This window comes from Fructilactobacillus sp. X8R2C1, assembly GCF_059900955.1.
Window position 1 is genome coordinate 281,904 of the sequence record NZ_JBWXVI010000001.1, and the last position, 21,326, is coordinate 303,229.

Here is a 21,326-nt window from a genome sequence, read left to right on the forward strand (position 1 = left end):
TATTTTAACTAGAATTTCTTTTTAACAATGGTAATTATATCCTTTGAAACCTTTGTTTTAAACAAAAAGATCAGGAGACCATAAATTACAATTCCAATCCCAACTTCGATGATCAGATCAATCCATTTAACATTTAGAGTCATGTCTAGGACAGAAACGATCGCAAACATTATGAGACCAGCAATAAAGTACTTAAAGAATCCGTGGTACAACTTTCTAAAGTCAATTTCATCCTTAACAGCATATAGTTGGACTAGAGTGACAATGGCTTCTGAAAGAACCGTCGCAATCGCGGTTCCCACTGCTCCCCACAGTAAAATTAAAGGAACATTAGCAACGATGTTAACAATTGCACCAATAATGACCGAATAATTATAGGCCTTGTTTTGGTTGGTCGGAACCAAGTATTGGACTCCAATCGCATTACTCCACGCAATCATGACTACCACAATTGACTCGATCATCATTAGCGGAACAACTGCCATAAATTTCGGACTGAAAAAAAGTGGAACAAAGCTCGGAGCAACAGCCGCAATCCCAAACGCAATGGGAATGGACAACGCCGTCACAAACTCAAAACTCTGATACAAGTAGTCTTTAACCTTCTCGTGTTTTCCTTGCATGAAGGCATTTGCCACGTGCGGAAGCATGACGGTTCCCGTCGCAGTAACGACCGCTAATGATAGCTTGACGATCTTATCCGACTGATCAAAGTAACCAGCTGCCGTAACGGAGGTCATTGCCCCCAGCATCGTCTTATTAACCACTAAATAAATCTGAGTGGCAATTTCTGGAACAAAAAGAACCATCGACGGCCAAAAATGCCTAAACCAGTGAAAGTTTTTCCAGTCCACTTTTCCTAAATATCTTCTTAAACTTGGGAATAAGGTCAGATTTCCAATCAATAGCGACATAGACAGTATAAATATGTATAACCACAAGTCACTATATGACTTGACGAACGCAAAAATACTGAAAAGTGTAATTATTTTAACAACAAAGTTTCTTAAAACGGTCACAGCAAAGTTTTCCACCCCCTGAAAGAACCAGGAGATATCAAAAGCTGCCGCAAGCAATGAAAAAGATTGGGCAATGTAATAACTGTGAAAGCGATGCACAAATGCCAAAAAAATAAAGAAGGCAATATACGCCACTCCAATCGTTACCATTCGCATAAAGAATATTTCATAAAAGGTGTTGGTTAGTTTTTGCTTATTATTTCGCACATACGCAATCTGCCGATTACCATAGAGTGCGACCCCAACACTTCCAAAGATAATGAAATATTGAATATTAGCATTTGTATACGAATTAATACCAACCCCTTGTGGTCCCAAAACACGGGACAAGTATGGAGTGGTGATTAAAGGAACTATCAACACAAATAGTTGATAGGACGCATTATACAAATAATTCTTAATTACTTTACCCAAATTTATTCACCAAATTCGTTTTTAACTAGTCTCAAAGCTGACATGATGGTTTGGTCCATGTTGTAGTAACGGTACTGACCTAAACGACCACCAAAGACAACGTTTGGCGCATCTTTTTCAGCTAATTCGACATAATTCTTGTACAAAGAACGATTCTTTTTATCATCGATTGGGTAGTATGGTTCATCCCCACGGTGCCATGTCTTTGGATACTCATGAGTAATGACGGTCTTGTGCTTATTACCCTTACCAAATTCAAAGTGTTTGTGTTCAATGACTCTAGTATAAGGGGTCTCAGCATCGGTATAGTTGACTACCGCGTTTCCTTGGTAGTTATCAACGTCTTTCACTTCAGTATCAAACTTCAAGCTACGGTACTCCAGAGCTCCCAACTGATATTCAAAGAACTGGTCAATCATTCCGGTAAAGATGATACGTTTACCGGATTTTAAATATTCGTCCTTTTTATCAAAGAAATCAGTGTTAGTTTTAACATCGATTAAGTCACTAGCAAGCATTTTTTCGATAATTTGAGTATATCCACCAATTGGAATTCCCTGGTATGGATCACTAAAGTAGTTGTTATCATAAATGAAGCGAACTGGAATTCTTCTAATGATAAAGGCTGGGAGATCAGTGGCTTTTCTGCCCCATTGTTTCTCGGTATAGCCCTTTACTAATTTCTCATACAAGTCAGGACCCACTAGTGAGATAGCCTGTTCTTCTAAGTTAGTGGGCTTATCCGGAATATTAGCACTCCGCTTCTGTTCCTCAATCTTAGCCTTAGCTTCTTCCGGCGTTCTAACTCCCCATAGTTTATTGAAGGTGTTCATGTTGAACGGCATGTTATAAATCTCACCGTGATAGTTAGCAATCGGACTGTTAACGTAGTTGTTAAAGTCCGCAAATTGATGCACGTAATCCCAGATGTCTTTCATTTTGGTATGAAAAATATGAGCTCCATATTCGTGAACTTGGATGCCCTCTACTTCTTTGGTATAGATATTGCCACCAACGTGATCACGTTTTTCGATCACCTCAACGTGATTGCCGCGTTTAGCAGCTTCGTATGCAAAGGTTGATCCAAATAATCCAGAACCAACCACTAAATAATCAGTCATGTTATCCTCCAAAATGTATTAATTTACTAGGGCAAGCCCTGCTTAAATGTTTTATTTTCTGTCTGAAATGTACAAATAACTTACTAAATTAATAGATAGTCTTACTTTATCAATAATAGTAAAGAATAATGATACAAGCAACAATGCAATTAAGATTGTAATGTCAATTAACTATCCTTTACTTCATTAACAGCCTTCCCATTAATTTTGGTTCTTTTTTTATCCCCGTTTAAAAACCAAGTATACTCTACATCAAAATGTCCGATATCAAGAACCTGTTTGTTTAAGGTTTTAGTCAGGTCATACGAAAGAATGGTCGCCGTTGGTCCCAGTGCAACTAGGACTAAATCTGGATTTTCTTTTATGATGAGGCCTTTCGATCGCGTGAGGATATCATCATATTGTTCAAAGGCATTGTGACTTGGGCATTCTAGCCTCAAGACCTCACTGGCACTTTCTAACAAATCGTTTCCCTTGCCAAAGTGGGTTTGGTCACCCTCAATTACTAATATCTTTTTATCTGAGACATACTTTTTAAATTCACTAAAAACGTACTTAGCAATGTTCTTATCTTTTAAATCCATATACGGGCGTGTCACACTGGTATTATAGTAAATCTTATTTTGGTTTAAATCCTTAAGCCACTCAGAACCATACTTCCCCATTTCACGTTCCCAATATTTATGGGCAGTCATAGCTTGAGGGTCACGAAACGCCTGAGGTAGTCCAACGGCTAAATCACTAATATTTGAGTGTAAAACATCTAAGAGCCGTTTACTCAATTCATTAGAATCATGCTCATATGATTCCTGATAAATCTTATAAATCCATTTAAATTCACCATCACCAAAACGACTAATTGAAATATGATCATTTGTTATTGCATCAATTGTCTGCTTAATCGATTCGATTTTTAAAGATTTATATTTACTTTTAAATTTAACTTGATAAACAGGAATATATAATACGTCATTATATGCTTTATAAAAAAAAGAAGTTAATTTCAACTTTATTCCTCATTTCTCTTAGAATATAAATCAATATAAACTTTTGGAAATTGCATAGCCAAAATCAACGCAATTTTATATTTTATTGTTAAATATTTAAACGATTTAAAATTAGTACGTTTTTTCAAAAAGTATTTTTGTTTCTTTGCAGTCCACTTTTCATTATTAACAATATTTCTATGTACATAAAAAATATTGATTCTGGCCTCAAAACTTTTAAAGTAATCTAATTTTACATTGTGTTGAAGCAAAATATCTTTAACTTCATCAATATACTGATCACATTTAGATAATAACTGAGGTTCATATGAGTTAGTGATAGAACCATTACGTTTTTTTAACTCATACACGGAATGAGTAACATAACCAATTTCATTATAATTTATGCATTCAAGATATTTCAACATGAATAAACTATCTTCAAAATAAGTTTTACCTGTAAAAATAATATTATTATCGATTATTGTTTCTTTATTAAATATTTTATTCCATGCACCAACATCCATTTCTTCATTCTTAGTTAAATAAGACTCAATCATTTCTTCATTACTTGAGCAATTTTCTAGAACTGAAGTATTCTCATAAGATGTTTTCCCATTTTGAAAGACCTTTTTTATCCCACCGATAGTAAGTTTATTAGATTTCATTTCATCTAGCATATCTTGTACATAATTTGAAAGATATTGATCGTCATCGTCTGAAAATGAAACATAGGTTCCTATTGCATTTCTAATACCATTATTACGACTTTCTGATAACCCACCATGTTGTTGTTGAATTAATCGAACGTTCTTATAATTTTTAGTGTATGAAGATGCAATTTTTATAGTATTATCACTAGATCCATCATCAACAATAATAATTTCATAACTATATTGTGTATCTTGGTTTATTAAAGCATCAAACGCATGTTTAATCATTTTTTCTGAATTATAGGTGGTCAATATAATGCTTAAATCGTAATTATCCATACGTTTTCTACTCCATTTTCCTATTTTATTTCTAGTAGTGTGTTTCGTCTTTTCCGACGTTACTGGAGAACTTTCGTTTTACAAAGCCCCACGCCTTTTTAACTAAATGACGATCACCGATTTGAATCCAGTTACACTCGGTGTATTTAACGTGATTCTTATCAATCCAAACGTCCATCAAAACTTCGGATAAATAACCGAAGACCCGCGCCTCTTGAACCGAATAATTGGAAATGTCAATTCGTTTTTCGACGTTAAAAAGAATGTTAAAGAGCCATTTACAATAGTCGTCAAAGTAATTTGTTTTCATGATGAACATGTTAAACATGTGTGCTGAACGACTGTGCATGACCTGGTCAAAACTGGCTAAGTAATCGGGATCGATTTCTGAAATGACCTGACGAGTCTCCTCTAATGGCTCTTTGTAGTGAGAGTGCACATAATGCGAATAAATGGTTTCAACGACGTAGTACCGCTTTCGCGGCAACACGACTGGAGCCTTTTCTAGCATCTTTTCGGCCTGCTCCTTAGTTAGCACCTTATCAAGCGAACGATCAAGGTGTTTGCTAAAAAGACGACGATAATGAACCAGCCCAATGGCATCGACATCATGTAAGTTCTTCCATGCCCAGTAAACAGCAGTTAGTTCATTGTAATTGGGATTTTTGGCCGAGATGTTGTCACCTCGATTATCCAGTTGAAAACCCTTTTGGCCCTTGTAATTTTTGTCAGCACCAACCAAAACTGGCCGGTACAAATCTTGATCTTTTGGCATCGGCGCATCTTTATGGGACGCCACCAAAATTGCAATTTTCATCCTTCAACCTCTTTAATAAGCAGCGTTTGGAACCACCATAATCTGAACCGTCTTGCATATGATCTTCAGATCAAACCAGAAACCACTGTTCATAATGTAGACGATGTCCAAATAAACCATGTCATCAAAACCGACGTTATTTCTCCCCGTCACCTGCCACAAACCAGTACAGCCAGGTTTGACTAACAGTCTCTGGCGATCATAGTCCGTGTATTCGGCCACTTCTTTTGGAAGCGGTGGCCGTGGTCCAACCAGTGACATTTCACCAATTAAGACGTTCACTAACTGAGGCAGTTCGTCTAAACTATACTTTCGAATGAAACGCCCGACCTTGGTAACTCGGGGATCATCCTTCATCTTAAACATGGCCCCGTCAACTTCATTAAATTTTTTAAGTTCAGCTAATTTTTTGTCAGCGTTAGGGATCATCGACCGAAACTTATACATGTTGAAGACGTCCCCATTACAACCAACTCGTTTTTGCGTGTAAAAAACCTTACCATGAGACCCATCACACTTTATTAGAATGCTAAGCACTAAGAATAAAGGACTTAGTAAGATAAGCCCAATTAGACTGGCAGTGATGTCAAATATTCTTTTACACGTAAAGTAGACTGGACGATTCTGGACTTTTTTGGGATCAAGCCAGATCGTCTTTCTCTTTAGGTTCTCTTCCATTCATCATGACTCCCTCATACTTAGTTCTAATTAACCTTTACGCTAAAATGTTCTCCTCATAAACTTAGGAGAACATCTCGTTGCTATTTAAATCTAGTGATAAGCTGCGGTTCCAGTCTTAGCGGCAGGCAAACCTAGATTCTTCCGAATAAAGTTGGTGGTCTGTTGCAATTGACTTTCCGTTGGCACCTGCATTGCTGAGTTCTCAATCATTTGGTTTTCACCCTGAAGATGATTATCAACAAAGTCACCGTGTTCACGGTAACTAGTAGCAAGTTTCGTCAAATCACTTGAGTCCAAATCAGTTTGACTGGACTTGGCAATTGAACTAATGAAGTCGTTGTTCATTAGATGGGAGACTGAACCGCCCTTGGCCGCAATGGCTTGAAGAACCTGACGTTGCCGCATTGTTCTCCCATAGTCACCAGCTGGGTCAGAATATCTCATTCTTGAATAAGAAAGTGCTTCTTTTCCGTCCATCTTAGTTGGTTGACCTTTCTTGAAGTTATAGCCTTCATAACTAAAGGACAACGTTGGTGTGATAGTAACTCCACCTACTTGGTCAACGATTTCCTTTAAGCCACCCATGTTAATTAAGACATAGAAATCAATTGGAACGTTTAACAGTTTTTCAACGGTCTTAATGGCAGTCCCAGCACTTCCGTAAGTGTAAGCAGCATTAATCTTAGATGGTGAATACTGTGGGTATCCGGGAATATTAACGGCAGTATCACGTGGGATACTTGTGAGCGTCATTTTCTTGGTCTCTGGATTAAGGGTGGCAACCATTAAAGTATCGGTTCGACCTTTATAATCACGATCAAGAGCACCCGTATCAGTCCCAAGTAATAGGATTGAAATTGGTTTTTTATGATTTAACAGCGCGTCAGTATCTCGTTGTTTCTTGATTCCTGCACTCTTATAAGCTTTGTTAATTTCATTTGATGCAGATTTATACTTGTAAGCACCATATCCTAAAAACGCTAAAACAATCGCTACGATCACGATCACAACTAGAATAATGATGTTACGAGTCTTATGAGATTTCTTCTCCATGTGACGGCTTCTCATATTATTTCTCCTTAGAATAAAATCGATTTTGAATTAATCATAGTGTAATAATATCATAAGCTGCTAACGATGAAAACTTTATAAGGCAATAAGTTACCTTTTGTTACCATTATTTAAACTACATTATGTTAAAATTTGGGCGAAAAAAAGAAAAAAGACTGAGGTGAACTAAGTTGGCGACATACTTTAATAAAATGACACGCAACGGCTACAAGCAGATTCAAGATGAAATCAAAAAGCTGCAAAAAAATCGTCCGGGAAAAATCCAAGCCTTACACGACGCCGCTGCTCTGGGTGACCGTTCTGAAAACGCGGAGTACAGTACGTCTAAAAGAGAACTCCATCGATTAGAAAGTCGCTTGCGTTATTTTAGAAAACAGGAACAATTTGCTGAGATTGTTAGAAAACCTGATAATGACCGAATCGGCATTGGTAGCGAGGTCAAAGTGCAATTTTTAGAAGACGGTGATTTAGATTCCTTCCTTATTGTGGGGAAACAAGAAGCTGAATTCTCTAAATTAGATGAAAACAAAATTTTTTACGATTCTCCACTTGGAAAATCATTACTAGGTCATCATCTTAATGAAACGATTTCAGTAAAAGCCCCTGAAGTAAACTATAAATTAAAAATCTTGCAAATCGGCACCAGTCAAGGGAAATAGTTTGACCAACGTTGACCAAACCCGGTAGATATGAGCTAATTACTATGCATTCGATTCAAAACTGGTATAATTAGAATTGGAACTTGAGATATGTTCCTATTGTTTATCTTATGTAGTTATAAACTCACCAAGTGGTGAAAATAGGAAAGAGGGAAATTGCACATGGCAGACAATTTTGGAAATGATCCATTCGGAAACGGAATGGACGATTTATTTAATAGTCTAATGAATGGAGGAATGGGTCAAAACCCTAATGCTCGTTACGTTGTTAACGGTCACGAGCTTACTCCTGAAGAAGTTGAAGCAATGAGAAAATCAGGTCAAATTCCTGGTCGTCGTGGTAGAAACGGCGGAGGCAACAACGCCAAGCAACAAAAGAAAGCTGAAAGTTACTTGGATAAAGTTGGTCGAAACCTAACTGATGAAGCTAAACAAGGTTTACTTGACCCAGTTATTGGACGTGACAAAGAAATCCAAGAAACCGCTGAAATTTTGAGTCGTCGTATCAAAAACAACCCAATTTTAGTTGGTGACGCTGGTGTTGGTAAGACTGCCATCGTTGAAGGTTTAGCTCAAAAGATCGTTAAGGGTGATGTCCCTGGCGCAATCAAAGACAAGCAAATCATTTCAATCGATTTATCTTCTCTTGAAGCCGGTACTCAATACCGTGGTTCATACGAAGAAAATATTCAAAAATTAATCAAAGAAGTTGAAGAACGTAAAAACGTTATCCTATTCTTTGATGAAATTCATCAAATCGTCGGTGCCGGTGCTTCTGGTGACGAATCTGGAAGCAAAGGGTTAGCTGACATGATCAAACCAGCTTTGAGCCGTGGTGAAATCTCAGTTATTGGTGCCACTACTCAAGACGAATACAGAAACACCATTATGAAAGACTCTGCACTTGCACGTCGTTTCAATGACGTTACTGTTGACGCTCCAAGTAAAGCTACTACCCTTGAAATCTTGAAGGGCATCAAGAAAGCTTACGAAGACCATCACCAAGTTACCTTACCTGACGATGTTTTAAAAGCTGCCGTTGACTACTCAGTTCAATACATCCCTCAACGTTCATTACCTGACAAGGCCATTGACTTGATCGATATGACCGCTGCTCACTTAGCCGCAAAGCACCCTGTTACTGACAAGGTTACCCTTGAAAGTGAATTAAAGGACGCTAAGAAGGAAAAAGAAGACGCAGCTAAAGCCGAAAAGTACGAAGATGCAGCTAAAGCAAAGACTAAGATCGAAGATATCGAAAAGAAACTTAAGAGTGACGACACTAACACTGACCGTCCTGTTGCAAAGGTATCAGACATTGCTGACTCAGTTGAAAGATTAACTGGTATTCCAGTTTCACAAATGAGTGCTAACGACCTTGAAAGATTGAAAGGTATGGATACTCGTCTTAAGGGCCGTGTCATTGGTCAAGACCAAGCTGTTGACCTAGTTGTTAACGCTATCCGTAGAAACCGTGCCGGTTTTGACGAGGGTAACCGTCCAATTGGTTCATTCTTATTCGTTGGACCTACTGGTGTTGGTAAAACTGAATTAGTTAAGCAATTGGCTAAAGACATGTTCAACGATGAAAACTCAATCATCAGACTTGATATGTCAGAATACCAAGATGTAACTGCTGTATCCAAGATGATTGGTACTTCAGCTGGTTACGTTGGTTACGGTGACAATGGTAATACCCTTACTGAACAAGTAAGAAGAAACCCATACTCAATCGTATTGCTTGATGAAATTGAAAAGGCTAACCCACAAGTAATTACCCTATTACTTCAAGTTATGGACGATGGTCGTTTGACTGATGGTCAAGGTAACGTAGTTGACTTTAAGAACACCGTTATCATTGCTACTTCAAATGCCGGATTCGGAAACGATTCAATGAGCAAGAACAACAAGAAGGACATGTCAATTATGGACCGTTTGGCTCCATACTTCAGACCTGAATTCTTGAACCGATTCAATGCCATTGTTGAGTTCTCACACTTGACTAAGGAAGACTTAAGCAAGATTGTTGATCTTATGATCGGTAACTTAAACGATACCTTAGCTCAAAAAGACATGGAACTTTACGTAACTCCAGATGCTAAGAAATGGTTGATGGACCAAGGTTACGACGAAGCCATGGGTGCTCGTCCATTACGTCGAGTAATCGAACAACAATTAAGAGATAAGATTGCGATGTACTACTTGGATCACCAAGATGTTAAACATCTTAAGGCTGACCTTAGAAAAGACACCATCGAAATCACTAAGAATACTGACAAGACTAAACTTGCTAGTGGTGACTAATTAAGTTAGTTATATTTTTAAAAACATCTACCAATTATGGTAGATGTTTTTTTGTGCCCAAAATCTTTTTCTTAAGATTTGCTGAAAGCCGTATACAGTGCGGTTTTTGCGTGCTAGACTTGCTATTATACAAACTAATAATTAGGGATCCAATAATATGAATAATAAAACTACAAAACGTCGGTTTATTACCGGCTTCACCGGCTTACGGGCACTTGCCGTTATCTGTGTCATCTTATATCACCTGTCACCTAGCGTATTTACTGGAGGATACCTAGGGGTTCCGGTGTTTTTGACGTTGTCAGGATATTTGGTTACCGACCATCTGATTACCGAATACCATGAAACGAACCATTTCCGCTACGGCTACTTTTGGTCAAAACGATTAAAGCGGCTGTATCCCACCCTCATTACGATGTTATTTGCGACCGCTGCATACATAACATTGTTTCAACGTAATCTACTCGCGAATCTATGGCAGAGCGTCGTATCTAACTTAGCTTACGTATATAACTGGTGGGAAATCATGAATGGTCAATCGTACTTCCAGAACTTTGCTGGAAGTGCTTCTCCATTTACCCACCTTTGGACCCTTGCAATTGAAGGACAATTCTACCTAATTTGGCCCCTCATTGCCTACTTCTTACTTAAAAAATTCCACGGGAACAAACACCCCATCTTCTACACTGCCATTTTATTATCAGTTCTTTCAGTCCTTTTAATGGCCGTTCTGTATCATCCCGGTAGTGATCCTAGTCGAGTTTACTACGGGACTGACACCCGAATGTTCTCAATTCTTTTTGGCGCTGCCTTGGCCGTCTTCTGGCCGAGTACCCAGAAACGCGATAATGACAACCAAAAGTCATTTCTACTGGACGTTTTTGGTCTAATCGGAATGGTAGGAATGGGCTGGATCATCGTTACCACTGGTTCACAGTCACCATTTTTGTATCGTGGTGGCATGGCACTGTTCTCGATCTTTACCATAATGGCCATGATGGCGGTTGTTCATCCTAATAGTCACTGGAACCGCATCCTAACCAACAAGTTATTTGATTGGATTGGTTCTAGAAGTTATGAAATCTATGTTTATCAGTTCCCTGTTTTTGTTTTCTTTGCCGACAAATTTAAAGATGTAGCTGATCATCAATGGTTGTACGCTCTTATCGAAATTGCGATTATCATCGTTATCTCAGAATTATCGTACCGCTTCATTGAGGTTCCGCTCGCTAAATACGATTACCATCGGGTCCCTGAGTTTTTCAAGACCCTCTTCAACGTTTACAAGATGAGTCTTGACCAGATTAAAGATTGGCTGACATCGTGCTTTAAAAATCACATGGTCCTAAAGGTCCTAGCAATTATTGTATTAACCATTGGCACGGTTGGTATCTTCCAATCAACCACGGTTAATCCGAAGGCCGCCAATCACACGCAACTGGCCAACCGAATTCAAAAGAACTCTAAGGCGCAAGATAAGCACAACGAAAAACTAGCCAAAGAAATCAAATCCGGTAAAAAATCAAAGAACACGAAAGTCAATAAGAAGCTGGAAAAAGACGGCCTAACCAAGCAACAACTCCAAGAAGCTCAGAACCTCTCTGGAAGTGCCATTGGTGACTCAGTCATGCTGTCTGGACGCGATAATCTGCAAAAGATCTTTCCAAAACTATACATTGACGCTGCCACCTCGCGTCACCCTCAAGATGGAGTTGCCATCATGAAGAGTATGCAACAACAAGGTTTGTTGGGTAAAAACGTCATTATCGGCCTTGGAACTAACGGTGCCATTAGTGATGAGACAATGAAACAGTATATGGAAATTGCGGGAAAGAACCGGCACGTCTTCTGGATTAACACCTACGTTCCGACCCAGCCATGGCAGAACCAGGTTAATTCGTTTCTAAAGAAGGCTCAAAAGAAGTATAAGAACCTGTATGTGATCGACTGGTATGATTATGCTAAGTCACATCCACAGTACCTCTATCAAGACCAGACGCACCCTAACGTGCAAGGAACGCCAAAGTACGCTTCCTTCATTGCCCAAAACGTTTTGAAACACGCCGAAAAATAATCAATAAACCAACCCCTAAACGGTTGGCTTATTTTTTTCGAAAGAATAGACGTGGCTAAGATTTTCTTATAAGATATAGCTATAACATTTGGAGGAGTCTTTTATCATCGTAGAATTCATTAAAGAACATCGCATGGACATTTTAAAATACCTTGGCATTGTCATCGCCGTCCTCTTCTTTTACATCCTATTCATGGATTATTGGCCAGAGATTAAAATGATGTTCAATCCAGCTACCCGCGGCACGGCGATTCAAGAAATCCGTGACCACGGTCTAATTGATGCTGTCTTATTGATCTTCTTGTTGTACATCTTGACCATGATTCCAGGGGCACCAGTCGCAGTTGTCGGCGTTATCACTGGAATTTGTTTTGGAAAATGGCTTGGCATTATCATCAACGTGATTGGACTTTCAGCCGGAAACTTTGGGACGACTAAGATTGTTTCATCATTTAGGGGGATTGCTAGAAAATACGAGAACAATAAGTATGCCAAACACTTTAAACACTTAAAGCATCCCCTCCTCGGTCTGATTATCGGATATTCGATCCCCTTTATCCCGACGTTTCTAGTCAGTTTTCAGGCCAATCAGGATAAGAAACGGTTTCCAGACAAGAAAGTGAAGATTGCGACGATTCTGGGAAGCATTCCCATTTCAATCATCTATTCGCTTGGTGGTGACACGATCTTGCAAGGGAGTTTCAAGAAACTGATGGTGTTAATCGGTATCATCGTCGTTTTTGCCCTCATCGTGTTCTTTTTAATTAAACGACTGGTAACCGATAAACTCTAATCGAGGTACCCGTTTCCAATTGTTTTTAAAAATGGTAATATAGTAGAGTATAGTAACAATTTATTAATGGAGGTTTTACCATGGCTAAGCATGACAAAAAAGATCAAATTAAAAACTTGCTTGACTTGGAATCCGATAACGGTCCAGTTTTAACAATCACTGTACCCTTGGATCCTAAGGAAGACAATACTCGTAGAGACAACACCCAAATCAATAGTTTGGTTGACACTGCTAAAAAAGCATTTCAAAAGCAATATAAACCAGAACTTTGGAACGCCTATGATTTTCAAATTAAGAACTACTTAAAGACTTTACAACCTAAGGCAACCATTGCTAAGGGGATCATCATGTACGTAACTAACGATTCCATCGAAGTTGCTCAATTGAACTACGCCCCACAAACAGCATTCTCATTCTCAGACAGACTCCAAATCTTACCAATCGTAAGACAATACCAATTCGTTCCTGACTTTGACATGTTGTTCTTACAACGTGACGACTTCAAAGTATTCCACGTTAACGACTTGAGCGTTGTTGATGACGATACCGATACTCCAGATCCATTTGACTCAGACAAGACCGAGACTGAGACTCAAGACGATCCTAGAAAGAACGGAGCTAAGTGGGACACTCACGAATACTACGAATTGGTTGACAAATATGTTCAAAAGCATGTTTCAAACAAGGACCACAATCCATTAGTAGTTGTTGCAAACGCTGAAGACGAAGGTCGTTTCAACCGTGCTACTCACAACCCATACGTGGTTGAAGACAAACACGTTGAAATGGATGCTGCCGTTAAAAACGCTGGCGAAAACGTTCAAGAAGTTGCTCAAACCATCCATGATAACTTCGTTTCAGATGGTGAGAAATCAATGAAAGACGTCTATGACAAAGCCGACGGTGCTAAGAAGACCACTGATGACTACGATGAAATCTTGAAGGCTGCCATTGACGACCGAATTGCTAACCTAATTATCCAACAAGATGCTTACGTTCAAAGCAAGGACAACGGTGAGGACGTTGAAGTTAACGCCGAAGGTTCACGTCCATCTAATGAATTAAACTCATTAGCATTGACGGTTCTTGGCCTTGATGGTGATGTTACTGTATTGCCTGCTGACGATATGCCAACTGACAAGAAAGTTGCAGCTATTTTAAGATGGTAATTTTAAAAAAGAGCTTGGTAACCAAGCTCTTTTTTTATGCGCAAATTTAATATATTTTTAGCGTATGTATATTAAGGGAATTTAAATATGTCAATAGATAAACAGCTAAATAGGGAATTACCTCAAGCCTTAATAATCACAAACTATCAAAACAGTAAAACAGAACAGATTAATGAGTATAAAAAATTACTCAAAAAAACACTTAATATAAAAGAAATAATAAAAATTAATCTCCATTTTTACAAATCAATAACCAATGAAAAAAACGCACTTAAATTATCAGTTTTTAACGTCCATAATCATTTAACTGACAGATTAGTCTTAACTTTGCCACAATTTAATTTATGTGTACCTGAAATGAAAAATATCAATAAACAAGCCGAAATCCTAATTAAAGAAAAAACTATCTACGGTTTAAAGGATCAGGCAGGTTTAGAACGAATTTTGGGCCAAATTAACCAATATTTATTTAACAAAGACCTTCATCCTACCATTATTGATAAGGCAACTTATATTTGGTATTCCATAGCAAGCTACCAATTTTTTACGAATGGTAACAAAAGAACAGCCATGTTAGCTGCTCTCACCTTTCTTAGTAATAATTATTATACATTTGATATATATGATGACATGGCTCTCTATACGATTTCCGTTGCAATTGCTCAAAAAAGCATGTCACAAGCTGAATTAAAAGAGTATGTTACCTTTCATTGTTATTTAGACTTAGATTTAATGCAATCTACACTTGGCGTTTGACAAAACTAAATTTATAAAATAGCATGTATTGAAAGCATAGATAGTGGTTTAAGAAAGGAGAAATTAATATGAATATAACCGATAAAGAGCTGAACCAATTATTCGATAAATTAATGGATCCCAAAAACCGTAAAAGAATTAATGAAGAAGCTAATAAGAAAGTAACAGATAACCCTAAGGTAATAAAAGCACTCAAGATGCTTTCTAAGATATAAAATTGGTAATAGTTTTTAATAATAAAAAGAAGTCTCGAAGGAGGCTTCTTTTTTATGCTTTCATGCTATCATTTTTAACTTACAAATTTAATTTACACTAATCCCATGAATTGCCAAACTGGAACACAAGCAAGCATTCCAATAATATTAATAACCATGTATCCAAGTGAAGATTTGGCTAAAGAAGATCGAGATGCCATTCCATCTTGAACAGCAGCCGAACCAGTCAAAAATGGCGCATTCATATAACTAAGTAACCATACATTGACACTTGTTGTAACAATAATAACAATCAGAGCTGGACTAAAACCCATCTGTGTAACAAAGGGAAGCAATGCAAGTGTAACAAGGGTCCCTGTTGAAATTAGAGAAACAACTACAAACTTGATCAGATAAATCACGATTGGCAAAATAATGACGGCAATCCAAATATTACCAATGATCGGCCCAATAACTGGCTTTAAAATGTATCTTAACCAAGTAGTCAGTCCAACAGTTTGCATAACATTCCCTAAAGCCATAACTGTACCAATAAAAATAATAGTAGACCAATCTAATCTTGTCTTAAAATCTTTGGGGGTTAATACCCCCATAGCAACTAATAAACTGACCCAGATTATAGCAGTAACCGCAGATGGAATACCTATAACTGGCTCAAAGATCCACATGATGATGGCAAGTAAGATAGAAATTGCAGTAATTTTTTCTGCTTTCGACATTGGTCCTAATTTTGTTAATCGAGAATTAATGAATTCTTTGGATATTGGAGTATCATTTTTTGGTTTAAATAGAAATGTCAATAAAAAATAACCTACTACCAATATAATAATGGTCCAAGGAATCATCATAACAAACCAATTTCCCCATGAAAGAACAGATTGATATTTTGTTGGCAAAAGCCCCTTAAAAGCATAATTTTGGGCAGTTGCGCTTAAAAAACTACCTTCAGTTACGAAAAATCCCCACATTGCTGCCAAAAAAAGACCAGAACTTGCAGCACTTTTAGGTTTATATCCTAAAGCATCACTAATCCCCTTAGCAATTGGCGTACTCATTGCTGCCTTTGGATGAGCACTCGGAATCATCGGAGCAACAATTGTTCCCGAAAGAAACAACGCCACCGTTTGACCCCTAAAGTTCGCTGGGAAATAAGACATAATCTTATAAGCGATTCGTGTTATTAAACCTGTCTTAGTTGCTGCGGCTCCTAATGCAAGTCCACCAATAATGATCCACATCGTGGTCGATGAGAATATAGCAAACGAAGTTTCAAACGGCACCGCTTTAAAAACTACCCAAGCAGATAACATTAGTAACCCAGTTGCAAAACTAGGAATAACATTAAAAATCCAAAAAATATTAGCCGTTACAAGGGTGGCCAAAACAACCATTGCAGCATGAGTTAATCCGTGTGGCACCGGAATAAAGAATGCAATAATAATTCCTAATACTAAACCGATAATACCTGCAACTAACTTTCCATACTTCATCACTCAACACCTCCTCTAATTAACGTTTAAAAACTCCTGGATTTACAGTAAACTCGGGCATTTTTCCATTTGCAAAATCAATAATTGCTTGTGCTGCCCCTTTCCCAAGTGCACGGTTAGCTTCTACTGTTGTCCCTGCCATATGAGAAGTCATGAATACATTCTTTGCATTATATAAAGGGTTATCAGGCTTTGGAGGTTCTGGCAAAAACGAATCCAAGGCTGCCCCAGCAATTTCTCCATTGTTTAACGCTCGGGCCAAATCCGCTTCATTAATAATTCCACCTCGAGCTGAATTAATGATAAACGCTGATTTTTTCATTATTTTTAATTGTTTATACCCAATAGTATTGGCAGTTTCTTTAGTGTATGGCATATGAATAGAAACAAAATCAGCTTTTGGTAAAACATCTTCCAAACTTTTGTACATCGTTATTGGATCATCTTTAATGTGTGGATCATATCCAATAATATTCATTTCAAATGCTTCTGCGAATTTGGCTAACTGACGTCCAATTCTTCCAACACCAAGAATCGCCAATGTCTTTCCACGTAATTCGTTTCCATTAAGTCCCATTTCATTAGAAAAATTAGGCATGGATCCGTATCTACTTAATTTATCCTTATTATCGTGAACCGCTTTATCATCAGCTACAATCTTTCGGGTTAACATCAGCATGGTAGCAATAGCATATTCAGCAACTGCAAAAGCATTGGCACCATTTACTTTTGCCACCAAAACACCGTGTTTGGTAGCACTTGCCACGTCCACGTTATTAATTCCAGTTCCATTTCTTGAAATGATTTTTAATTTTTTGCCCGCTGCGATCATTTCACCTGACAAACGTGATGAACGCATTATAACAGCATAAGCATCTTTAATTTCTTCTTTCATCGTATCTAAATCAGTATCTGGTGAAATTACCACTCGAAAGCCATTGTCTCTAAGTAATTTGATACCCGCATCATCAATTTTTTCACTTATGAGTACTTTCTTCATAAAAGTAACCTCCTAATAAATAATCAGTTTAAAATAACAATTTGTTACTTTAAACTGATTATAAGTGACATAATTCACTATTATAAAGGTACCAACACGTCTCCAGGCGAACTAATAGTAGCTGTAGTAATAATTAGACCAAATTAAAATAGCAAAAAATATCACAACCAATTACGCTGAATCCTTTTTGCTGATTGATTTCAAATGTATGTATTCTGATTTTTTACAAAATTCTTTCATAATAAACGTGAATCATAAGTAAGTGATTGGAACCAAAAGTATCTGTTAGCCAAATAAAAATATAACTATTATCAGCATAGGAATTATATTTTTAAGGAGGTTAATTATGAAAATCACTAGTATTGATATTATGCAAATCCCTAGTAAAGACCCAAGTTTTAGTGGAAATGGATCTGGTAGTCAAGAGGCTTGGAGTCCCTTGGTAATTCGCATCAACACCGATAAAGGCATTTCGGGATTTGGTGAAGCTGGGCTAGCATACGGAAAAGGATATCGTGGTGGATTTGGAATGCTACAAGACTTTAGTCACGTTATTCTTGGAGAAAATCCTCTAAACATTGAAAAGATTTGGAATAAACTCCTAACAACCACCTATTGGGGGATTGCTGGAGGAGTTATTGTTGATGCCGCAATTAGTGCTATTGATATTGCTCTGTGGGATATCAAAGGCAAATATTATCACACTCCTGTTTATCAATTGTTGGGTGGCAAAACGAATGATCACTTACGTTCTTATGCTAGCCAATTACAATACAACTGGGGTGAAAATATCAAAAAACTAAAACTTTATACTCCAGATGAATATGCTGAGGTTACAAAACGAGTTATGGCAGAAGGTTACGATGCCATGAAATTCGATCCAATTCTACTTAGTAATGATCCTAGTGGACGTGAAGATTTTAATACTCGCGGGACCATTTCTAGGCATGTATTGAATGTTGCTTATAACCGGGTTAAAGCAGTAAGAAAAGCTGGTGGAAATAATTTGGGCATAATAATTGATATGCATGCTAATTCTGATACCACCTCAGCAATAAAAATCGGTCAAGCCATCGAAGACCTAGATATCTTATATTATGAAGAACCCGTTCAAACATTAAATCCTGACAACACAAAGGAAGTCTCAGAAAAAGTTAATATTCCAATTGCAACTGGAGAACGACTCTTTACTCGATTTGGATTTAAACCATTCTTTGAAAATCGGTCAATCAAAATTGCTCAGCCTGACATATGCCTTTGTGGTGGTATCACTGAAGCTAAAAAAATTTGTGATATGGCTTATACGTACGATGTTAATGCCCAAGTACACGTTTGTGGAAGTCCAATTGCAGTTGCGGCTGCCCTTCAAGTTGAGGCAGTTATTCCTAACTTTTTAATTCACGAAGTTTATCAACGCGCTAGAAACATTAAAGACCGTTCAACCTGTAAGTACGACGACTTTCAAGCAGTCGATGGTCGCATAAACATCCCCAATCGTCCAGGAATTGGTCAAGAATTAACTGATGAAACAATTGCTTCAAGCAAAATGATAACCGTTAAATAACGAGGAGGGTGAACCAACATGATCGATAAATTTATTTTAGGTGGATACACAAGTGATAATTACACTAAGAACAACCAGTCAAAGGGACTTTACGTAGCAACTTTGGATACTGATAAAGAAAAAATAACTGACATTTCACTATTTGCTAAAGTTGAAAATCCAGCCTTTTTTAACTTTTCCAACAAAGATCAAAAAATCGCTACCGTTTTAACAAAAAACGAAAATGAAGGTGGGGTCGCCATTATTGATGCTTTAACAGGTCAAATCACTTCTGAGAACTATTTACCAAAACAACATGGATCTTATGAAGCGTATGATGCTACAAAAAACTTATACTTTTGGAATGAACTGACATATACCGTTCCATCCTATATTTCAATTGATACTAATCACAAGATCTTATTTGCAGCAAACTACAATACCAATGCTATTCACACTTATAAAATGGATAATAATTATCAAATCCTATCTCGTAATACCTATCCAATCAAGGGAAACGGGCCCAAAGTCGAACAGGATCACGCCCATATTCACTATGCTCGACTACTACCAGACGGTCGATTAATCGTTTGTGGTTTGGGATGTGACAAGCTGTTCGTTTTTGACGTTGATACTAGAAACGCCAAGCTTAAACTAGTTTACGAATTAAAAATGCAACCAGGATTTGGTCCTAGACAAATCGCTATGTCTAGCAAAACCAACTATATTTATGTATTAGGAGAATTAGCTAGTAAAGTTGCTGTCGTCGAATACGATACCAAAACTGGTAAACTAGCTTTTATCGAAGACTATTCCAATATTCCAGAAGGGTACGACGGCCATAATGGATCTGCTGCAATTCGCCTCTCTTCTGATGAAAATCATTTGTATATTTCCAACAGAGGCCACAATTCTTTGACAATGTATCGCGTTCTAGATAGCGGAAGACGTCTAGAAAAAAACCAACAAATTAAAACTGAGGGTGTTTTTCCACGAGATTTCGGAATAAGCAAAGATGGCAATTTTATTCTTTGTGCAAACCAAAATACTAATGATTTAATTTTATTTAAACGTGATATAGAAAGTGGATTTCTACACGTAGTTCAACACCATATTAAACATGATGCTTGTGTTCGAGTGGTAGAGGCCACGGATTTCCTAGCTTAAAAATCAAAACGTGAAGCTTTAAAAAGCTTCACGTTTTTTTATTTAATATATTTTAAAAAATCACGAACTACAGGATTTTCTTCTTTTTTGTTATAAAGTAGTACAGAAGCATAATAAGAGCTTTCCTTAGCACTTATTTTTAAGAAATTAATCATTGGATTTCGTACATTTTCAACTGATATCAATGGTTCTGGATAAAACCCAATTCCTTTATTAGTAGCGACCATCATATCACGTTGCTCAATTGAAGACACTCGTATAATATTGCCCCTGGGAAAAATCTTATTATATTTTGAGAAGAAAATATCTCTCAAATACGTTGATTGAACATTACTATAATAAAATACATATCTATTACTTAGATTACTCAAATCAATTGTTGCCTGGTTAGACAATGGATCCAATCGACTAATTCCAACAACCATATTGCCAACTATAAGTCGTTTTACCCCAATATTGTCTCCATAAGTCAAATTCGGATAATATTCAGGAGTGACAGCTAGGTGAATTTGACCGTCTTTAACCAGACTAAGCAACTGTTGCCCACTTTCTTCTCGAAGTTCGAGTTGGATATCATCTTTTTTCGCCAAAACATTAGAAAATTTTCTTTGCATAATAGTAGCTTGATTAGGTGACGAAAATCCCACAATGACTTTGCGATCATCATGCGTATTTTCTAACTGAATTTTATTATATGCATCCATGTAACTATTAAAAATATCAGTCGCTGTGACAATAAATTCACGCCCGATTGTCGTTAAACTAGTGTTATTCTTCTGTCGGGTAAAAAGTTTAACCTTCAACTCATTTTCAATTTGATCCATTTGTTTAGATACTGCACGTGGTGACAAGTAAAGTTTCTCAGCTGCCGCTCTAAAACTCCCGTACTTAGCAATCGTCAAAAAAGTATGCAATTTATTAATATCCATTAGCTAAACCTCCACTTTATCATTGTAGCTCATGTGACATTATTAACTAATATAATACATATGTACTTTTGGTTCCCATACTGACATTTTTGTGACTGTTTCATCATTATTATGACTATTACAATA

19 protein-coding genes are annotated in these 21,326 nt (G+C 37.3%); 9 read left to right on the forward strand and 10 right to left on the reverse strand.

What is annotated here, in order from left to right:
* Positions 1–8: 8 nt before the first annotated feature.
* The 7 genes from AC6UD6_RS01520 to AC6UD6_RS01550 all read right to left on the reverse strand — a co-directional run bounded on the left by AC6UD6_RS01520 (position 9) and on the right by AC6UD6_RS01550 (position 7,098).
* Complete coding sequence (locus AC6UD6_RS01520; protein WP_500695411.1) at positions 9–1,433, reverse strand: flippase; 1,425 nt, start codon at positions 1,431–1,433, stop codon at positions 9–11.
* A 2-nt stretch (positions 1,434–1,435) separates the two neighbouring features.
* Positions 1,436–2,554 carry a UDP-galactopyranose mutase gene (glf, locus tag AC6UD6_RS01525; RefSeq protein ID WP_500695412.1) on the reverse strand — a complete coding sequence of 373 codons (1,119 nt, stop codon included), beginning with the start codon at positions 2,552–2,554 and terminating at the stop codon, positions 1,436–1,438.
* Positions 2,555–2,721: 167 nt separating this feature from the next.
* Positions 2,722–3,561: a GT-D fold domain-containing glycosyltransferase gene (locus tag AC6UD6_RS01530; protein ID WP_500695413.1), complete on the reverse strand. Its 840-nt coding sequence runs from the start codon at positions 3,559–3,561 to the stop codon at positions 2,722–2,724.
* A 2-nt stretch (positions 3,562–3,563) separates the two neighbouring features.
* Positions 3,564–4,532 (reverse strand): glycosyltransferase family 2 protein, encoded by a 969-nt coding sequence (locus tag AC6UD6_RS01535; protein ID WP_500695414.1) that lies wholly within the window; start codon positions 4,530–4,532, stop codon positions 3,564–3,566.
* Between the two features lie 31 nt (positions 4,533–4,563).
* On the reverse strand, positions 4,564–5,349 hold the full coding sequence (locus AC6UD6_RS01540) for a DUF4422 domain-containing protein (RefSeq protein ID WP_500695415.1): 786 nt from the start codon (positions 5,347–5,349) through the stop codon (positions 4,564–4,566).
* A gap of 12 nt (positions 5,350–5,361) precedes the next feature.
* On the reverse strand, positions 5,362–6,027 hold the full coding sequence (locus AC6UD6_RS01545; protein WP_500693331.1) for a sugar transferase: 666 nt from the start codon (positions 6,025–6,027) through the stop codon (positions 5,362–5,364).
* Positions 6,028–6,120: 93 nt separating this feature from the next.
* Positions 6,121–7,098 carry an LCP family protein gene (locus AC6UD6_RS01550; RefSeq protein ID WP_500693330.1) on the reverse strand — a complete coding sequence of 326 codons (978 nt, stop codon included), beginning with the start codon at positions 7,096–7,098 and terminating at the stop codon, positions 6,121–6,123.
* A 194-nt stretch (positions 7,099–7,292) separates the two neighbouring features.
* Here AC6UD6_RS01550 and AC6UD6_RS01555 point away from each other — a divergent pair, with 194 nt between their 5' ends.
* The 7 genes from AC6UD6_RS01555 (at position 7,293) to AC6UD6_RS01585 (ending at position 15,071) form a co-directional block, all read left to right on the forward strand.
* Positions 7,293–7,760: a GreA/GreB family elongation factor gene (locus AC6UD6_RS01555; protein ID WP_500695416.1), complete on the forward strand. Its 468-nt coding sequence runs from the start codon at positions 7,293–7,295 to the stop codon at positions 7,758–7,760.
* A gap of 162 nt (positions 7,761–7,922) precedes the next feature.
* Positions 7,923–10,064 carry an ATP-dependent Clp protease ATP-binding subunit gene (locus tag AC6UD6_RS01560; RefSeq protein WP_500693328.1) on the forward strand — a complete coding sequence of 714 codons (2,142 nt, stop codon included), beginning with the start codon at positions 7,923–7,925 and terminating at the stop codon, positions 10,062–10,064.
* A 157-nt stretch (positions 10,065–10,221) separates the two neighbouring features.
* Positions 10,222–12,138, forward strand: a complete 1,917-nt coding sequence (locus AC6UD6_RS01565; RefSeq protein WP_500695417.1) for an acyltransferase family protein — start codon at positions 10,222–10,224, stop codon at positions 12,136–12,138.
* Positions 12,139–12,271: 133 nt separating this feature from the next.
* On the forward strand, positions 12,272–12,931 hold the full coding sequence (locus tag AC6UD6_RS01570; protein ID WP_500695418.1) for a TVP38/TMEM64 family protein: 660 nt from the start codon (positions 12,272–12,274) through the stop codon (positions 12,929–12,931).
* Positions 12,932–13,011: 80 nt separating this feature from the next.
* Entirely contained in the window at positions 13,012–14,100 is a 1,089-nt protein-coding gene (locus tag AC6UD6_RS01575) for a baeRF3 domain-containing protein (protein WP_500695419.1), read from the forward strand.
* A gap of 87 nt (positions 14,101–14,187) precedes the next feature.
* Positions 14,188–14,856, forward strand: a complete 669-nt coding sequence (locus AC6UD6_RS01580) for a type II toxin-antitoxin system death-on-curing family toxin (protein WP_500695420.1) — start codon at positions 14,188–14,190, stop codon at positions 14,854–14,856.
* Positions 14,857–14,924: 68 nt separating this feature from the next.
* Entirely contained in the window at positions 14,925–15,071 is a 147-nt protein-coding gene (locus AC6UD6_RS01585; protein ID WP_500695421.1) for a hypothetical protein, read from the forward strand.
* 92 nt (positions 15,072–15,163) lie between these two features.
* On the opposite strand, the gene AC6UD6_RS01590 is transcribed toward AC6UD6_RS01585, so the two are convergent.
* Complete coding sequence (locus tag AC6UD6_RS01590; RefSeq protein WP_500695422.1) at positions 15,164–16,561, reverse strand: SLC13 family permease; 1,398 nt, start codon at positions 16,559–16,561, stop codon at positions 15,164–15,166.
* Positions 16,562–16,580: 19 nt separating this feature from the next.
* On the reverse strand, positions 16,581–17,561 hold the full coding sequence (locus AC6UD6_RS01595) for a hydroxyacid dehydrogenase (protein WP_500695423.1): 981 nt from the start codon (positions 17,559–17,561) through the stop codon (positions 16,581–16,583).
* Positions 17,562–17,907: 346 nt separating this feature from the next.
* Between AC6UD6_RS01595 and AC6UD6_RS01600 the strand changes: the two genes are divergently transcribed.
* Positions 17,908–19,125: a mandelate racemase/muconate lactonizing enzyme family protein gene (locus AC6UD6_RS01600; RefSeq protein ID WP_500695424.1), complete on the forward strand. Its 1,218-nt coding sequence runs from the start codon at positions 17,908–17,910 to the stop codon at positions 19,123–19,125.
* An 18-nt stretch (positions 19,126–19,143) separates the two neighbouring features.
* On the forward strand, positions 19,144–20,271 hold the full coding sequence (locus AC6UD6_RS01605; RefSeq protein WP_500695425.1) for a lactonase family protein: 1,128 nt from the start codon (positions 19,144–19,146) through the stop codon (positions 20,269–20,271).
* A gap of 38 nt (positions 20,272–20,309) precedes the next feature.
* On the opposite strand, the gene AC6UD6_RS01610 is transcribed toward AC6UD6_RS01605, so the two are convergent.
* Positions 20,310–21,200 carry a LysR family transcriptional regulator gene (locus AC6UD6_RS01610; RefSeq protein WP_500695426.1) on the reverse strand — a complete coding sequence of 297 codons (891 nt, stop codon included), beginning with the start codon at positions 21,198–21,200 and terminating at the stop codon, positions 20,310–20,312.
* Positions 21,201–21,326: the final 126 nt, after the last annotated feature.

Excerpts from the sequence above, each read along its gene's own strand:
- AC6UD6_RS01560 (WP_500693328.1), top strand. The coding sequence starts at position 7,923 with ATGGCAGACAATTTTGGAAATGATCCATTCGGAAACGGAATGGACGAT.
- AC6UD6_RS01570 (WP_500695418.1), top strand. The coding sequence starts at position 12,272 with ATGGACATTTTAAAATACCTTGGCATTGTCATCGCCGTCCTCTTCTTT.
- glf (WP_500695412.1), bottom strand. The coding sequence starts at position 2,554 with ATGACTGATTATTTAGTGGTTGGTTCTGGATTATTTGGATCAACCTTT.
- AC6UD6_RS01575 (WP_500695419.1), top strand. The coding sequence starts at position 13,012 with ATGGCTAAGCATGACAAAAAAGATCAAATTAAAAACTTGCTTGACTTG.
- AC6UD6_RS01610 (WP_500695426.1), bottom strand. The coding sequence starts at position 21,200 with ATGGATATTAATAAATTGCATACTTTTTTGACGATTGCTAAGTACGGG.
- AC6UD6_RS01540 (WP_500695415.1), bottom strand. The coding sequence starts at position 5,349 with ATGAAAATTGCAATTTTGGTGGCGTCCCATAAAGATGCGCCGATGCCA.
- AC6UD6_RS01535 (WP_500695414.1), bottom strand. The coding sequence starts at position 4,532 with ATGGATAATTACGATTTAAGCATTATATTGACCACCTATAATTCAGAA.
- AC6UD6_RS01545 (WP_500693331.1), bottom strand. The coding sequence starts at position 6,027 with ATGGAAGAGAACCTAAAGAGAAAGACGATCTGGCTTGATCCCAAAAAA.
- AC6UD6_RS01600 (WP_500695424.1), top strand. The coding sequence starts at position 17,908 with ATGAAAATCACTAGTATTGATATTATGCAAATCCCTAGTAAAGACCCA.
- AC6UD6_RS01580 (WP_500695420.1), top strand. The coding sequence starts at position 14,188 with ATGTCAATAGATAAACAGCTAAATAGGGAATTACCTCAAGCCTTAATA.
- AC6UD6_RS01565 (WP_500695417.1), top strand. The coding sequence starts at position 10,222 with ATGAATAATAAAACTACAAAACGTCGGTTTATTACCGGCTTCACCGGC.
- AC6UD6_RS01555 (WP_500695416.1), top strand. The coding sequence starts at position 7,293 with ATGACACGCAACGGCTACAAGCAGATTCAAGATGAAATCAAAAAGCTG.
- AC6UD6_RS01550 (WP_500693330.1), bottom strand. The coding sequence starts at position 7,098 with ATGAGAAGCCGTCACATGGAGAAGAAATCTCATAAGACTCGTAACATC.
- AC6UD6_RS01605 (WP_500695425.1), top strand. The coding sequence starts at position 19,144 with ATGATCGATAAATTTATTTTAGGTGGATACACAAGTGATAATTACACT.
- AC6UD6_RS01585 (WP_500695421.1), top strand. The coding sequence starts at position 14,925 with ATGAATATAACCGATAAAGAGCTGAACCAATTATTCGATAAATTAATG.
- AC6UD6_RS01595 (WP_500695423.1), bottom strand. The coding sequence starts at position 17,561 with ATGAAGAAAGTACTCATAAGTGAAAAAATTGATGATGCGGGTATCAAA.
- AC6UD6_RS01590 (WP_500695422.1), bottom strand. The coding sequence starts at position 16,561 with ATGAAGTATGGAAAGTTAGTTGCAGGTATTATCGGTTTAGTATTAGGA.